The organism is Actinoplanes sp. NPDC049265, from assembly GCF_043197135.1.
GTDB lineage: Bacteria > Actinomycetota > Actinomycetes > Mycobacteriales > Micromonosporaceae > Actinoplanes.
The window spans coordinates 1,186,880-1,202,556 of record NZ_JBICSP010000001.1 but is presented as its reverse complement, the minus strand read 5'-3'; the positions used below and the strand labels follow the sequence as shown (position 1 = coordinate 1,202,556).

Annotated in this window: 12 protein-coding genes; 6 read left to right on the top strand and 6 right to left on the bottom strand. The window is 68.5% G+C overall.

What is annotated here, in order from left to right; all coding sequences use genetic code 11:
• Positions 1-152 precede the first annotated feature (152 nt).
• Both ACGFIO_RS05825 and ACGFIO_RS05820 read left to right on the top strand, forming a co-directional pair.
• Entirely contained in the window at positions 153-890 is a 738-nt protein-coding gene (locus tag ACGFIO_RS05825; protein WP_392822495.1) for a hypothetical protein, read from the top strand.
• Positions 891-1,173: 283 nt separating this feature from the next.
• Positions 1,174-2,160 (top strand): GIY-YIG nuclease family protein, encoded by a 987-nt coding sequence (locus ACGFIO_RS05820; RefSeq protein WP_392822492.1) that lies wholly within the window; start codon positions 1,174-1,176, stop codon positions 2,158-2,160.
• A 1,435-nt stretch (positions 2,161-3,595) separates the two neighbouring features.
• Here ACGFIO_RS05820 and ACGFIO_RS05815 read toward each other — a convergent pair.
• From ACGFIO_RS05815 to ACGFIO_RS05805, 3 genes are read right to left on the bottom strand one after another with little or no spacing between them, the layout of a single operon-like run.
• Complete coding sequence (locus ACGFIO_RS05815; RefSeq protein WP_392822489.1) at positions 3,596-4,720, bottom strand: type III PLP-dependent enzyme; 1,125 nt, start codon at positions 4,718-4,720, stop codon at positions 3,596-3,598.
• Complete coding sequence (locus ACGFIO_RS05810) at positions 4,707-6,290, bottom strand: IucA/IucC family protein (RefSeq protein ID WP_392822487.1); 1,584 nt, start codon at positions 6,288-6,290, stop codon at positions 4,707-4,709. Before ACGFIO_RS05810 ends, ACGFIO_RS05815 begins: the two co-directional genes overlap by 14 nt.
• Positions 6,287-7,867, bottom strand: a complete 1,581-nt coding sequence (locus tag ACGFIO_RS05805; RefSeq protein ID WP_392822484.1) for an IucA/IucC family protein — start codon at positions 7,865-7,867, stop codon at positions 6,287-6,289. Before ACGFIO_RS05805 ends, ACGFIO_RS05810 begins: the two co-directional genes overlap by 4 nt.
• A gap of 70 nt (positions 7,868-7,937) precedes the next feature.
• On the opposite strand from ACGFIO_RS05805, the gene ACGFIO_RS05800 reads away from it, so the two are divergent.
• Positions 7,938-8,867 (top strand): LD-carboxypeptidase, encoded by a 930-nt coding sequence (locus ACGFIO_RS05800; protein WP_392822481.1) that lies wholly within the window; start codon positions 7,938-7,940, stop codon positions 8,865-8,867.
• 183 nt (positions 8,868-9,050) lie between these two features.
• Positions 9,051-10,031 (top strand): pyridoxal-phosphate dependent enzyme, encoded by a 981-nt coding sequence (locus ACGFIO_RS05795; RefSeq protein ID WP_392822479.1) that lies wholly within the window; start codon positions 9,051-9,053, stop codon positions 10,029-10,031.
• Positions 10,032-10,391: 360 nt separating this feature from the next.
• Here the strand turns inward: ACGFIO_RS05795 and ACGFIO_RS05790 are convergent, their stop codons facing one another.
• Genes ACGFIO_RS05790 through ACGFIO_RS05780 form a run of 3 tightly spaced genes read right to left on the bottom strand, consistent with a single transcriptional unit; the run spans position 10,392 to position 12,704 of the window.
• Positions 10,392-11,231 carry an ABC transporter permease gene (locus ACGFIO_RS05790; protein WP_392822477.1) on the bottom strand — a complete coding sequence of 280 codons (840 nt, stop codon included), beginning with the start codon at positions 11,229-11,231 and terminating at the stop codon, positions 10,392-10,394.
• Complete coding sequence (locus tag ACGFIO_RS05785; RefSeq protein WP_392822474.1) at positions 11,228-12,229, bottom strand: ABC transporter ATP-binding protein; 1,002 nt, start codon at positions 12,227-12,229, stop codon at positions 11,228-11,230. The genes ACGFIO_RS05790 and ACGFIO_RS05785 overlap by 4 nt, the downstream gene beginning before the upstream one ends.
• Before the next feature lie 16 nt (positions 12,230-12,245).
• Positions 12,246-12,704, bottom strand: coding sequence for a MarR family winged helix-turn-helix transcriptional regulator (locus ACGFIO_RS05780; protein ID WP_392822471.1), 459 nt, complete (start codon positions 12,702-12,704; stop codon positions 12,246-12,248).
• A 537-nt stretch (positions 12,705-13,241) separates the two neighbouring features.
• On the opposite strand from ACGFIO_RS05780, the gene ACGFIO_RS05775 reads away from it, so the two are divergent.
• The gene (locus tag ACGFIO_RS05775) at positions 13,242-14,714 is read left to right on the top strand and encodes an ATP-binding cassette domain-containing protein (protein ID WP_392822469.1); all 1,473 of its coding nucleotides are present in this window, start codon (positions 13,242-13,244) and stop codon (positions 14,712-14,714) included.
• 19 nt (positions 14,715-14,733) lie between these two features.
• Positions 14,734-15,654: a tyrosine-type recombinase/integrase gene (locus tag ACGFIO_RS05770; protein ID WP_392822606.1), complete on the top strand. Its 921-nt coding sequence runs from the start codon at positions 14,734-14,736 to the stop codon at positions 15,652-15,654.
• The last annotated feature ends 23 nt before the right edge of the window (positions 15,655-15,677 follow it).

Below are 15,677 nucleotides of genomic sequence, written 5' to 3'. Positions count from 1 at the left end.
TTGGTCGATTTGCTGTCTTACCGGGAGCCTCGCCCCCATCGATCTCCGACCCCCCTACCCTCGCTGACCTGGAAGATCAGGTTGAAAAGGGCTCAAAGGACCGGCCGCCGAGGCGGCATGGGTGAGTTGGCCGTCTTCCGTGAAGGAGTCCGATGACCGTCAGTTCCAACCCTCCTGCAGGCGAGCCGTCGATCCAGCTCAAAAAGATCATGAGGGATCTGCACCTCGACGCCGGACTGCCCAGCACCAGGGACATAGCCAAGGGGGTTATGGCCCCGGCCAGGGCCGGGACGAAGGCGAAGTCTATCTCGCACACGACGGTCGCGAAGATTCTCAACAGTCCTCACATGGCAAGCTGGTACCACCTGGAAGCGGTAGCCGGGTACCTTCAGGGAGATGTGTCGGCGATTCGGCAGCTCTGGAAGGAGTCGACGAAACGTGGCGGCCATTCTGGGCAAGAGATCGGCGAACATGCAAGCCAGCCTCGCTTCGAAATTCCAGCCACTCTTCCAGGAATCAATGCTCGACAGGAAGAATTAAGCGAGGAACAGATACAGACTCGCCGCGAATATTCTGAGGTAGAATTGGGGCTTTTTGCGGCATACGAAGAACGCGCCTCGATCGATGACCGAATCGCCGAGTTGCGGTCCGAGGTCAGGCAACGCGACAGGCAGCTACTCGAGAACGACATCGCCCGACTCCGACAGCGCCGAGATGAGCTCACGGAACAGGTGGCTCGCAAGGAGGAGGAGTTGAATGCACTGAGAGAAGATATTGCTGAACAGAACGAAGAACTCAAGGCGCTCAACGGAGTTCGCGCCGACCTTTTCTGGTCGTGGGCTCGAGATCTTGAGGAGAAGCTGACCGCTATGAAGAGTGAGGAGGGCTGAGCCGCCCGAACCCATATGAACTATTAACCGGGTCAACAGATTGCGCTGGCGGACTTACTCTTTACCGGCCGCATTGTCATCGGCACGAGCGTGCGTCGGGCCGCTCCCGAGGTACGTCACGCCGTGAAGGCTGACCGCTGGCCATCCCGCGCGAGGTCAGCGGCAGATGAGTGCGTCGGCTTAGCGGCAGCAAGGTAGATTGTTCGCAAAGCCAGCGCACGAATTCGATGCTTCGCTTAAAATGGCAGCGTTAGGCTTAAATTCTGATGCGGAGGAAGTTTAGGTGCCGAGTCGCGAGCCAGGCCGATCGATTCGCATATTTCTCATCGATCGAACACCCACCGGGAGAAGACTTTCCGGTCTGTCTCAGTGGACGGGCGGCAGCTTCGATTTTGCCCGATCTGACTATGATAAGGCGCGAACGCGGCCCGAACTGAAACGCACCGGGGTATATATCCTAGTTGGCCCGAACGAGGGGGGCGGCAAGGAAACGAGGATTTACATAGGAGAGTCGAATGTCATCCGCGTTCGGATTGATAAGCATCATATCGAAAAAGACTTCTGGAGCCGCGCCTTTGTCTTCACGTCGAACGCTGAGCCCTTAAACAAGGCCCACGTCCTTTATCTAGAGGCTCGACTTCTGGATCTCGCCCGCACGGCGGGTGTTGCAGCAATCGACAACGATACCGAACCTGAAGCGGAAGGGCGCCTTAGTGAGCCCGAACAGGCCGACATGGATGCCTACCTGAACGAGATGCTCGTGCTGCTGCCGGTCCTCGGTCTGTCCGTATTCGAGGCTCCAGCAACGCAGACTTTCGGAGTAGACCAAACTGGCACTGGTGGATCGACTACCTCTGCCCGAAGATACGAACTTCAGACGGGTACAGCGCAAGCTGTTGGCTACGATGGCCCTAGCGGATTCTTGGTAACGAAGGGAGCCAGCGGCCCAATCGTTGCCAAAGTTATGTCGCCGTCATACTCGACGCTGCGCACCCGGCTCGCTGAGACCAGCGTTCTGCAGCCGCAAGGCGAAAACTACGTCCTGAGCGAAGACTATCTTTTCGGAAGTCCCTCTGCGGCAGCCTCTGTGATCGCAGGAAGAAGCCTAAGCGGGAATGTTTCGTGGAAAGACGAGCAGGGCCTTACCCTTGGCCAGAATCGTTCGGCAACGGCGACAAAGCCTATTGCTGGTTCGGTCGAAGAAATGGATGAAGATGCGCTTTTTGGTGACATCGAATTGAAGCCGGTTAGTTCAGGGAGTATTCCCTGAGCAGTAGATTCTCTTAACATCAAAAGGTCGACCAATTTATTGTGTTCCCAACCAGTTTCTATCGATTGCGTAACGCACTCTTCTCGGCATGAGGCGCAGTCGGCGATACGGGCCGACACTACGCCGCGTGACCGGTCTCGGCGTTCTGTCGCGCACGGACGGCGGCATGTGAGTGCGGCTCGCAGCGCAAGATCGTCCCGTTGCGTTGGCGTGGATCGCGGCCAGATGAGGGGCGCCCTTCTTTGCACGAAGGCGGGCCCTGTGGCGGCTGAGTCTGTGTGCGATGGTGAGAATCGTCGCTCTTTCTGGGTGATCGTTTAGTGTGATGGTTCGGGCGGCGTGCGGAACAATTTTGGTATGCGGCAGCTTCAATTGTTCACGTCGGCGGGATTGGCCGCCATGCGTGATCGGGCTGCGTCGCGTCGCTATTCTGTCGAGGGCGAGGAATTTCGCCGGGAGCATGCTCGTCATCGGGTCTGGGGTTTGTCACAGAGGCATGCCACGAAGCTGCGCCGGTTGCGGTCTGGAGCAGACACAGATCGGTCGCCGCGGGTGCCGGACCCAGCGCCGCCGGCTCGACACCAGGCGGCGGTGGGGTCGCCGGTCCTGACCCATACGGCCGAGGCACACGTCGGGGCGCCGATAGGAATGGGGCCGTCGGAGCAATCGGCCGCGGCCGGCGACGCGCCGACCGTGGCAACCGCCGCCGTGACTGATCCGGCGGCCACAACCAGCGTCCCCGTGACCGACCCGGCGGTCGCGCCCCACCTTGCCGTGACTGATCCGGCGGCTGCGCCTCACGTCGCCGTGACTGATCCGGCGGCTGCGCCTCACGTCGCCGTGACCGATCCGGCGGCTGCGCCTAGCGTTGCTGGGGCTGGACCCGCAGTGCCGGACGTCGCCGTGCCGGATCCAGCGACCTCACCTGCGACGTTCGCAATATCCGGCGGCAACGGAAATGTCTTGCCCGCCCGCACAGGGCGAACCCCCTCCGGCCTGTATCGGAGAAAAGCTGTTTCGTGTATCCGGAACCGCGTCAAACGTCGAACTGGACCCGTCCGAAATTACAGAAGCGATCTGACAACCGGAATCCGCCGGCCGGCTTCGGGCGGCGTGTATTGCTGTCATCGCCGGCAATTGCTGAAACCGGGAAGGAGCGAAGTCCGCCTCATCACGGCTCGCGGCGAAAGCGACTCACATCGGCAGATCCGCGCTAGCGGGCCTCGGTCGCTTCATGAACGTCTGTACGGCGAGTGACAGACCTCGGGGGCTGCCGCCGGCGCACCGGCGTGATGATCCGGCCCTTTCGGTCTGTTGTAACGAGAAAGACACCGACTAGACGCCGCCAGCCGAACGCATCGCACGGCCGCATGCCGGCGGCGGCATCCATAGCCGCGAATGTTATGGCGGCGGTTGGCGGAACTCGGGGGAGCGGTCAGTCGAGGATGACGAAGGCCGGGTGGTCGTGGCTCAGGAAGTCGTGGTGGGAGATGTCCCAGCCGTAGGCGCCGGCGCGGCCGAAGACCAGGACGTCGCCGGCGCGTAGGTGGGTTACGGGGGTGTCGCGGGCCAGGATGTCGCGGGGAGTGCACAGTTCGCCGGCCACGTCGATCTCGGTGGCGGTGACGGACGGGCGTGGGGAGGAGTACGGCCACTCGGCGACCGGCATGACGGTGAACGGGTGGCTGTAGCCCCAGGCGGCCGGCAGGCGGAAGTGGTGGGTGCCGCCGCGCAGGATCGCGAACCAACGGCCCTGGCTGTGTTTGATGTCGATGACCTCGGCCGCGTACCAGCCGGCGTCGGCGGCCAGGAAGCGGCCGGGCTCGAGGATCAGGTCGATGCCGGGCGGGGCGTCGACGGTGAACGCCGGGAGGTCGAACGTACGGTCGCCGGTGTAGTCGACGCCCAAGCCGCCGCCGACGTTGACGGTGCGCAGGTGCAGGTTGTGCTCGGCGGCGGCCGCGACCGACCAGGCCAGTGCCGACCGGACGTAGGCGGCGTGCGCGGCGGCGTCCAGGTTGTTGGACACGGCGTGCAGGTGGAAGCCGAGTACGTCGATGCCACGGGATCGGGCCAGGGACAGCAGCGCGGGGATGTCGGACGGGTCGGCGCCGAACTGGGTCGGTACGCCGGTCATGGCGTGGGTGCCGGGCAGGCCGGCGCCGGGGCGGTTGACCCGGATCGCGACCCGCGCGCCGGGCGGGACCCGGTGCAGCTCGTGGGCGCTCTCCACGTTGATCTGGGCGCCGGCGTCGGCGGCCGCGTGCAGCAGGGCGTCGGTCTTGGCGGGGCCGCTGACCATGATGCGCCGGGCGCCGACCGACCGGGCCAGGGACAGTTCGCCGGCGGAGGCCACGTCCACGCCGTCCAGGGCGGCGGCCAGGGTGCGTACCACCGACGGATGGCTGTTGGCCTTCACCGCGTACACCAGCGTGGTGTGCGGAAGCGCCGACCGCAAGCGGCCCGCCGTGGCCCGCAGAACGCCCAGGTCGTAGACGTAGGCGCAGCGCGGGCGGGCAAGCGCCTGGATGGCCCGGACGACCGGCTCAGGCGGCGGCATGCAGTGGGTTCCGCACGGGGATGTAGACGTCGCCGGCACCGCCGAGGCGCATCCGGACCAGGGCCTTGTGCGGCACCGTGGGTGCGGTGAAGGCGGCGTGGTCGCGGCGGGCCGCGTCCGACCGGCCCAGCGCCGCGTACGTCTCGTCGACCACCTGACGGACCGTCGGCCAGGCGTCGCGCGCGTCGACGCCGAGGTGGATGACCAGCTCGCCGAGGTGCGCCTGCAGGGCGGTGTAGCCGATCTTCGCGCGCAGCACGTCCTCGTCGCGGGTGCCGATCACCGAACCGGGCCACGGCTGCAGCGAGTGCCCGGCCGCCTCCAGCCTCGGCAGGTGCAGCCGCAGGCCGGCGAAGTCGCGCAGCACCAGCCGGGTGGGCTCGCCGGCGACGAAGGTGGGCAGGCAGTTCTGCAGGTGCGCCTCGAACGCCACGCCCCGCGCGGTCAGGCGCAGCAGCGGGGGCAGCAGCAGGCGGGCGTACGCGGCCAGCCAGTCCAGCGGGGGCCGGCCGTAGGCGGCGAGCAACTCGGGCAGCTTGGCGCCGATCGCCCCGCCGGGGATGGCGACCTCGCCGGGGGCCAGGCGACCGGTGAGGCCGTCGCGCAGGATCGCCGACAGGTCCCGCCCGGAACCGGCCGGCACCGCCGCGCCGGCCGTCTCGGCCAGCAGGATCAGGGTCGGCTCGTCGGCGGCGAGCCGGTGCAGCAGCGCCGACACGGCCGGGCCGTTGCGGGTGCTGGCCACGCTGATGCTGCGCCGGGTCGAGGTGACCTGGATGTCCAGCGACACCTTGAGGTAGCGGCGGCGGCCGTCGACGCCGGGCGGGAGCAGCAGGGTACGCAGGGCGGCGGTCGGCGTGGCCTCGATGGTGGCGTCGAGGATCCGCAGCGCCCCGTCCTTGATCAGGTCGCGGTAGCGGTCGGGCAGGATGGTGTCGCGCTGCCACGGGTGCACGGGCTGGACGCGGTAGCCCGGTGGCGCCTCGGGCAGGTGCGGGTACGCCTCGAACAGCGCCGCTCCGACGTCGTCGCCGACGTGCCCGTCGTCACGGACGGCCACGAACCCGACCTCGGTGGCGCCGGCCTCCAGGTCGTAGGCCAGCACGTCGGTGGTGTCCCAGCCCAGCCGGGTCCGTCCGCACGGGTGCAGGTTGTGCCCGGCCACGGCCAGGCGTTCCATCACGATGGCGGCGTCGTCGGGGTCGTCGCCGGGGTCGCCGGCCGGCGGGCGGGCCATGGCCACGGCCAGGTTCACGACCGCGTTGCGCAGCTCGCCGGCGAAGCCGGGGGCGTCCAGCCCGGCCAGCAGGTCGACCGGGTCGTCGGCGCCGGCCTCGGCGAACTCGACCCGGTCGAAGCCGTGGAGGGTGCCCTGCCCGGCGTGCCGGGCCCGCGCGTCGCCGATGTCTTCCCGCACCAGGGCGCCGCGCAGCTTGCGGCCCACGATGCCGGCCGCGGCCGGCAGGGCCGCGGTGAAGCCCGCGACCAGCGCCGGTGCGTGGACGGCCAGGGCGGCCTCGGCGTGCCAGGCGGCAACGGCCAGGCGTCCCTCGGTCAGGCTGTGCGTCATCGAGCTCCCGCCATCGGATTGTCGAGGTGGCACCACACGTCGTCGAGCGGATCGTCGGCCAGCCGCATCGCGGTGGTCGCCTTCACCGGCACCGGCTCGGTCAGCAGGTTCTCGCCGTCGCGGGTCCCGGTGCGCCGGATCGCGTCGGAGATGATCTCCCACAGCCGCGCCGGCTTCGCGTCCAGGTGCCGTTGGAGCAGCGTGACCAGCTGTCCGGCCACGGTGCCGAGCGCGCCGGCGGCGAGTTTCGCGCGCAGCTCGGCCGGGTCGTCGCAGACCAGGTCGCCACGCAGGCCGGGGTCGTGGCCGAGGCGGGCGGGGCTGACGCGTACCCCGCCGAAGTCCCGGTAGAGGAGCCGCACCGGCCGTCCCCGGCGCAGCCCGACGAGGGTGTTCTGGCCGTGGGCCTCGAGCGCGACGCCGCGGTCCAGGACCGTGATCAGCGGCGGCAGCCAGATCCGGGCCAGATCCTCGAGCCAGGTGTACGGGCCGGCGCCCGCCCGGCGTACCGCCTGCACGATCAGTGGTGTCGACCCGGCGCCGAGCGCACCGAGCGGCAGGATCGCTTCACCTGGCTGGGGGCGGGGCGCCTCGCGGATCAGGTGTGCGAGGCGTCGTTGCGGGACGCCGTCGATGACCACATGACCGGCGTGGGTCTCGGTGAGGACGGTGATCGGCAGGTCGTGGGTGAGTTTCCGGAGCAGTGTGGACAGTCGCGGGCCGTTGTGCACGGCCGCGGGGGAGACGGTGCGTACGGCGGAGGTCATGCGTACGTCCACAGCGGTCTTGACGTGGGGTCCGCCGTCGGTGGGGGCGAAGGTGCGCAGCGACATCAGCGGTCGCATCGGCTCGGTCTCGCCGGCGTCGCGCAGCCACGGGTGTTCCTCGCGTAGCCGCCGCGCCTGCCAGGGGTGGGCCAGGAGAATCGGCGGGCCGTCGCCGCGCCAGCGTTCGGGCGGCACGGCGAGTTTGCTGAGCCGGACGCGGACGCGGTGCTCCGGGGCGTAGGTGAGGACGTCCTGTGGGGTGAGGCCTTCGCGGGTCCGGCAGCAGGGGTGCAGCGGGTGGCCGTCCAGGACGAGCTGTTCGAGGCGGCCGAGGCCGTCGGGGTCGCCCTCGGCCGTCTGGAGTTCGTCGCCGGTTTGCTGCGTTTCCGCCGCGGCGGCCTGGGCCAGGGCCAGGTTGGCCACGCTGTTGTCGAGTTCGGCGGCGAGCGCGGCGTGCGGCCAGAGGTAGCGGGCCAGGGCGCCGGGTTCGGTGATCGTGCGGTCGTCGCGGCCCTCGGCGGAGATGGTCGCGTCGAGGTGGGTGGGTGCGGCGCTCGTGGGGAAGATCACGATCCGGTGGTGGGTGAAGGTCGCCCGGAAGAGACCCTCGGCGGGGTGGGGTCCGCGGTCGGTCAGGTCGGGGAGGGGCTCGCGGCGGAGCGCCCCGAGGAGGCGGGCCAGGACTGCGGCGTTGGCCGAGGGTAGGGCGGCGTCGAAGTGTTTCAGCAGATCAGGCCGGAGGTTGGCCAGCTCGGCGCGGGTGTGCGCGGCGTCCAGGGTGTCCGCGGGGGGCTGGTGCACGCCATCCATTCTCCGTATCCGCGCCTCCACTAGTATCCTAGGATGCCCTACACGCTGTGCGGTGTGTCAGTCTGCGGGCATGGGAGAGGTGCTGCGGCCGGCTCGGCTGCGCGAGGGGGATCTGGTCGAGCTGGTGTCGCCGGCCGGGGCGGCGGATCCGGCGGTGGTCGAGGCCGGGCTGGGTGTGCTGACCGGGTGGGGGCTGCGGGTTCGCCTCGGGGAGCACGCCCTGGGCCGGCGGCACAGTTATCTGTCCGGCACCGATGAGCAGCGGCTGGCCGACCTCAACGGTGCGCTGCGCGATCCGCGGGTGCGGGCGGTGATCTGTGTGCGGGGTGGTTACGGGACGCAGCGGCTGGTGGACCGGGTCGACGTCGAGGCGGTGCGCGCCGATCCGAAGGTGGTGATGGGCTTCTCCGACATCACCGCCCTGCACGTGGCGCTGTGGTGCGGGGCCGGCCTGGCGACCGTGCACGGGCCGACGGCGGGCCAGCTGAGCCGGGGCGCGGACAGCGTCACCGGTGGCGGCGCTCGGCATGTTCTGTTCTCGGGCGAGCCGGTCGTGGTACCGGCCGATCCGGAGGTGGAGACGTTCGGCGTCCGGGTGCCCGGTCGGGCCGAGGGGACGTTGCTGGGCGGGAATCTGACGATGCTGGCCACGTCGGCGGGCACCCGGCACCAGCCCGATCTGGGCGGGGCGATCCTGTTGATCGAAGATGTGAACGAGGCGCCGTACGCGATCGACCGGTGGCTGGTGCAGCTGAAGCGGGCGGGCTGGCTGGACGCGATAGCCGGCGTGGCGGTCGGGCAGTTCGCCAACTGTGCCGACGGGGACAGCCGTCCGGCGGTGGCCGACGTGCTGGCCGAGGAGCTGGGTGGTCTGGGTGTGCCGGTGCTGGGCGGCCTGCCCATCGGGCATGGGTCGCAGCAGGTGGCGGTCGGTCTCGGTGTTTCCGCGGTGCTGGACGCCGACGCCGGCACGCTGACCGTCGAACCCCCCGTCACCTAACATCCTAGGATGCCCTACGGGGTGTGCCTCCCCCCACGCACCCAACGGGCAAGAACAAAAAGGAATCAACGACAATCCGCTGTGATCCTCGTCCGGGCCAGCGACCCCGAGGTGGATCTGGCCCCCACACCTCCATCGGGGTGTAGTGAGAGAACGGACGGACGCCTACACAGGGGAGGGCTTGTGGTCGAGGTCGGTTTGGCGGAGATCCGGGACGCGGCGGAGCGGATCAAGGGGATCGCGCACCGGACGCCGGTGATCACGTCGCGGACGTTGGACGCCGCCGTGGGTGCCGAGGTGTTCCTCAAGTGCGAAAACCTGCAGCGCGTGGGTGCGTTCAAGTTCCGGGGCGCGTACAACGCGGTGTCCCGTCTGCCGGCCGACCAGCTGGCCCGGGGCATTGCCGCGTTCTCGTCCGGCAACCACGCTCAGGCGGTGGCCCTGGCCGCGCGTGAGCTGGGCAGCTCGGCGGTGATCGTGATGCCGCAGGACACGCCGCCGTCGAAGCTGGACGCGGTCCGCGGCTACGGCGCGGAGATCGTCTTCTACGACCGTTACACCGGCGACCGTGAGGCGCTGGGGCGGCAGCTGGCCGCCGATCGGGGTCTGGCGTTGATCCCGCCGTACGAGCATCTGGATGTGATCGCCGGCCAGGGCACGGCGGCGCTGGAGTTGTTCGAGGAGGTGCCGGCCGTGGATGTGCTGGTCGTGCCGGTGGGTGGCGGCGGCTTGATCGCGGGTTCGGCGACGGCGGCGAAGGGTTTGCGTCCGCAGGTGCGTGTGGTGGGCGTGGAGCCGGAGGCGGGTGACGACACGAGGCGTTCGCTGGCGGCGGGCGAGCGGGTGACGATCCCGGTGCCGCGGACGATCGCCGACGGACAGGCGGCGAGCATTCCGGGTGAGATCACGTTCTCGATCAACCGTCGTCTGGTGGACGAGATCGTGCTGGTGTCGGACGACGAGTTGCGGGAGGCGTTGCGGTTCTCGTTCGACCGCCTGAAGACGGTCCTGGAGCCGAGCGGGGCGTCCGGCTTGGCGGCGTTGCTGGCGAAGCGTCTGGATGTGCCGTCGGGTGCCCGGGTGGGTGTGATTCTGTCGGGTGGGAACGTGGGGTGGGCGCGCTTCAGCGAGCTTTTGGGCGGGGTTGGGGCTTCAACGAGCTGAAGCCGGCTGTTTCCCGTCACCGCGGTTGGCGGTCAAGAGTTTGATGTCGTAGCGGGGTGGGGTGTACGGACCGCAGCTCCCGCCGAGGTCGGCTCGCTCCGCTACGCCTCCACGTCCGTGCCCACTCACCCTCTTGCACGATCCCACCGGCTCCCGCCCCGGCAGAGCCGCCCGGGCGCTGATGCCGTCGCCGCTCACCTACCGGGTGGCGCGGGCGGTGGTGCGGTTCGCCTTGATGTCCAGTCCTGCCGCAGTGAATGCCCACACCTCGCCCGGGCTGCCGGAATCGCCCGACGCAGGTCGCGATGATCACGGTAGAGCCTCCGCCGCAGTAAAGCCGGTCTACTGCGGCAGGGTGCCTCAGGTCTGGACCCGCCGGGTGAAGCGGCGCAGGGCGAGATAGCCGAGGGCAGCCGTGCCGACGGTGAGGGCCGTGAGGTAGGCCCAGGTCGGCATGTGACCGGTGGCGGGTGTCAGGTTCGCACGCAGGCCCTCGCTCATGTAGACGAGCGGGTTGGCGAGCGTGAGAATCTGGACCCAACCGATCGAGTCCAGCGCAGCCCAGGGGTAATAGACGCAACCCAGCATCGTGGCGGCGGCCAGGAGCAGGCCCAACAGCGCCCCGAAGGCGGAGGCGTCGATCACCGTACCGAGCAGCAGCCCGAGCGTAGACGCGAGCAGCGCGCTGAGGATCAGGGTGACGACGAGCAGGGGCCAGTTGCCGACCCTGGCCTGAGGTGCGGCGCCCGGCGCGTGCACGAGCCACACGATCGGGACGACCACGAGAGACGAGACCAGGCCAAAGATCGCTGATGAGGTGATCTTCTGGAGGCCGAGAGCCCAGATGGGCAACGGTGCCAGAGCCCGGTCGGTGATCTCGCGGCCGGGACCGAGTTCGGCGGCCAGCGGCCCGGTGACGGACATGATGGCCTGCAGCGTCAGGGTGCTGGCTATCAGGCCGGGCAGCAGGATCGTGGAGAACGAGGTCGTTCCGCCGAGTCCACTGCCGATGCTGGGCATCACGTATGCGAAGGCAAAGGTGAAGAGCAGCGGCTGAAGACCCACCTGTAGGAACAGGACCGGAAGGTTGCGGCCGAGGACGTGCAGGTCGCGGGACGTCAGTGCCCGGTAGGCGCGCCAGGCCGCCCGGCGGGACGGCTGCTGGCGGGGCGCGGTTCTAGTAAGGGTCGAGGTGGTCATGGCTGGTAGTCACGTCCGGTCAGGGTAAGGAAGGCGGTCTGGAGGCTTGGAGGTGTGGTGGCGGCATCGCGGACAGTTAGACCCACGGCGCCTCCTTCGCGTAACAGGTGACCCAGCACACCGTCCGGACGCGTGGTACGCATCCGTAGGGTCGGCCCGTCGATGACGATGTCGTGCGGGCCTCCGGGGATGCGGCGTACCGCGCCTTCGACGGGGCCGGCATCGGCGTCATAGCGGACCGTGATGACTGTCTGCGCGCCGCTGGTTGCCTTGATCGCCTCGGGGGTGTCACAGGCGAGGAGATGCCCGTGGTCGATGACGGCGAGGCGCTGGCACAGGGTCTCGGCCTCGTCGAGATAGTGCGTGGTCAGCACCACGGTCTGGCCGGCCTTGTGCAGGTTCCCGATGATCTGCCAGAGGTCCTCGCGTGCCTGGGGGTCGACGCCTGCGGTCGGCTCGTCCAGGAAGAGCACCTCGGGCAGGTGCATCAGGGCGCGGCCGATCATGACCCGGCGGGCCTGGCCGCCGGAGAGCTGGTGAGCTTTGGCGCTGGCCTTGTCGGCGAGATCGAACTGCTCCAGGAGATCCAGCGCCCGGCGACGGGCGGCCGATGCGGACATGCCGAAGTAGCGTCCGCGGAAGGCAAGGTTGTCCAGCACGGTGAGCGCGCGGTCCAGGGTGTTGGCCTGCGAGACGACGCCGATGCGAGACTTTACGCCGACTGGGTCGGCGCTGACCTCGTGGCCCGCAACCCATGCGATCCCGGCGGTGGGCGTGACCAGGGTGGTCAGCATGCCGATAGTGGTGGACTTGCCCGCGCCGTTGGTGCCGAGCAGGCCGAAGAACTCGCCCTTGTTGACCGTGAGGTCCAGGCATTCGAGGGCGACGGGGCCGTCCTTCCCTCCTTGGTAGACCTTGCGCAGGCCCTCCGTGTGGATGGCTGTCGCGGTGTCGGTCGGGGCGACGAGTTGTTGGTGGAGGGCCAGGTCGGTTTTCATGGGTACTCCTACGGGTTTACGGGGGCGGGGTTCCGTGGCCGGGAAATCCGCTGCCGCCGAGGCGGGTCAGCAGGGCGGACAGATGGCCGACGTCCTCCTTGCTCCACAAGGGGGCGGCGAAGATCTCAGCGGCGATCTGCTCGGCGGTGGTGAGCATGTCTGTGAGGCGTTCGCGGCCGGTGGCGGTCAGCGCGGCATAGGCCACCCGTCCGTCGCGGGCGTCCGTTTCGCGCGTGACCAGTCCGATTCGCTCCAGTGGAGTCAGCCCCCGGCTCGCGCCAGAGGCGGTCAACCCCAGCTTTTCGGCCAGATCCACCCGGCGCATCCGGCCGCCGGGCGCCTGTCCCAGACGCAGCAGCATCGTGAAGTCGGCCAGGCTCACTCCGTGCAGGCCTGACAGGCTCGCGTCGAACCGCTTCACCAGCGACATCTGTGCCCGTACGAGACGCAGCGACGCATCCAGCGCATCACTCATTGCCACCTCCATGACCGCTCAACCATATCAGATGCTTGAGCAGTCATGGATTTGTCTAGCTTATGTTCACGAAAGAGCGTCCGCCTTGGATGACAACGGAGCCAGCTCTCGCTACCCAAAGGTGCGGACCTGAACAGAGCTGCTGGCGTGCACTGGTGTTGAGCGGGCGAGCGCCTGCCCGAGCCCGATCGCGCGGAGAAACCCGACGGGCGAGGGGGCAGCAACCGTCTCCCGCGACGGTCTTGCGCCTGCTGCGCGAGCACGACGATGCGACCGCCGCGGTGTCGGCGAGCGGCTGATCGGGCCCCCGCCTGAGCGAAGCGGACAGCGGAAACGCCCTACAAGATCAACTCATGGCGGGTGGCCTTACCTTGGCCGCACCCCTTTCGGGCCGTCGTCCACAGGCGGGCGGCTGGAGGGCGGCGGTGTATTTGGTTGCGGGTGGCCGTCCCGGCCGGGGAGGGTCGGGGTAGGTGACGGCGGCCGGTGTTGGTGCGTACCCCGTGGTCGGTTTGTCGGGTTGTAGGGGGATTTCTCGTGTTGAAGGCTGTGTCGCTGGGCTGTACTCACGACGGTGATTTGTTGTTTTCCGGGTTTGACCTGGTGCTGGGGGATGGGGACCGGGTGGGGGTGGTGGGTCCGAACGGGGTGGGGAAGTCGACGTTGTTGCGGGCTCTTGCCGGTGAGGTGAGGCCGGCGGTGGGGTCGGTGTCGGGTGGGCGGGTTGCGTTGGTGCCTCAGCAGGTGGGGGATGCGGAGGGTACGGCGGGGGAGTTTTTGGCGGCGGGGCTGGGCGAGGCGGGGGTGGTGGCGGCTCGGGTGCGGGCGGGTGAGGCGGATCCGGGGTTGTTGGAGCGGTATGTGGCGTTGGAGGCGTGGGGGGCGGAGGCGCGGATCGGGGAGGTTCGGCAGCGGCTGGGGTTGGCGGGGGTGGAGGACGGGCGGTTGTTGCGGCGGATGAGTGGTGGGGAGCAGGCGCGGTTGTTGTTGGCGCGGGCTCTTTTGAGTGATCCGGATGTCCTTCTGCTGGATGAACCGACGAATCATCTGGATGCGGAGGGTGCGGCGTGGTTGCGGTCGTGGCTGGCGGATTTTCCGGGTGGGGTGCTTGCGGTGAGTCACGATCGGGCTTTTTTGGATGCGGTGGTGTCCCGGGTGGTGGAGTTGGACGGCATTCATGAGGTGCCGCAGGACTTTCCGGGGGGTGGGTATTCGGCGTACCGGGTGGAGAAGGAGCGTCGGTGGCGTCGGTGGCTGCTGGATTTCGAGGCGCAGGAGAAGGATCGGGTGCGCTGGGAGCAGGACATCGAGTTGATGAAGCGGCAGGCGTTGGGGGTGGAGTTGACGGTGCGGTCGGGGGCGGAGGCTCCGCATGTGCGGCGGGTGGCGCGGAAGGTGGCTCGGAAGGCGAAGGTGCGGGAGCGGCGGTTGCGGCGGCAGATGGAGTCGTTGCGGTGGGTGGATGAGCCGCGGCGGCGGCCGCCGTTGACGTTGGCGTTTCCGGAGGATGAGGGGGATGCGGGGGATGAGGTGTTGCCGGGGGTGATGCGGGGGGATCGGGTGTGGGTGACGGGGCGTAACGGGTCGGGGAAGACGACGTTGATCAATCGGTTGGCGGAGGGTGGCGGGCGGGCGGCGGTGTTGCCGCAGACGGCGGATGGGCTGCCTGAGGGCGAGACGGTGATGGGGTTTTTCCGGTCGCAGGTTCCGGTGTATGTGGATGATGCCGAGTTGTTGTTGCGGGGGCATCAGTTCGATGAGGAGTCGTGGGGTCAGCGGTTGGGGACGTTGTCGGCGGGGGAGTCACGGCGGCTTCTGCTGGCGGTGATGGTGAACCGGCCGGAGCGAGTGTTGTTGCTGGACGAGCCGACGAATTTTCTGGATTTCGACGCCTTGGATGTGGTGGAGGAGGCGTTGCGGCGGTATAGGGGGACGGTGCTGGTGGTGACGCATGACCGGTACTTCGCGGAGGCGGTCGGCCTGTCGCGGGAATGGCGTGTGGATTCCTGACAGGATCGGGTGCGTGAACCTGGTTCCCCGGCAGTCCGGGTCGTTGCCGGCGTCGTTGAGTCATGCGGAGCAGGTGACTGAGGCGTGGCTGGCGAACCGGCGGTTGTCGGAGCACACGCGGGCGGCGTACCGGCGGGATGTGGCGTCGTGGCTGGGTTGGTGTGCGGGGCGTGAGCTGGATCCGTTGCGGGCGTCGTTTCTGGATGTGAACGCGTTCGCGCGGCAGGTGGAGGGTTCGGGGTTGTCGGCGGCGTCGGTGGCGCGGCGGTTGTCGGGGTTGTCGAGCTGGTACGCGTTTCTGGTGAAGCTGGGGGTGGTGCCGGCGAATCCGGTGGCGGGTGCGGATCGTCCGGCGGTGGATCGGGATCATTCGGCGACGGTGGGGTTGGCGCCGGAGGAGGTTGACGCGTTGCTGGCGGCGGCGGGGCGGGATGGGCCGCGGTCGTTGGCGTTGTTGACGGTGCTGGCGGATCTGGGTTTGCGGGTCTCCGAGTTGATCAACCTGGATGTGGGTGATGTGGGGTTCGAGCGGGGGCATCGCAGTGTGCGGTTCGTCGGTAAGGGTGGGCGGGCTCGGCGGCGGGTGCTGACCGCGGCGGCGGGTGCGGCACTGGATTCGTATCTGGGTGGGCGGGCCGAGGGGCCGTTGTTCGTGACGTCGTCGGGGGGCCGGCTGGATCGGCATGCGGTGTTCCGGTTGGTGCGGCGGTTGGCGCGGGTGGCGGGGATCGAGTCGTGGGAGCGGTTGTCGCCGCATTCGTTGCGGCACGCGTTCGCGACGGCGGCCCGGTCGTACGGTGTGCCGTTGGAGGATGTGCAGGATGCGATGGGTCATGCGGATCCGCGTACGACGCGTCGTTATGACCGTGACCGGCACAACTTGGATCGTGACCCTGCGTACAGGATCGCGGCGGAGCGGGCCACGCGCGGGGGCGGTTAGGGCGGGGCTTATCCTCGTACGCC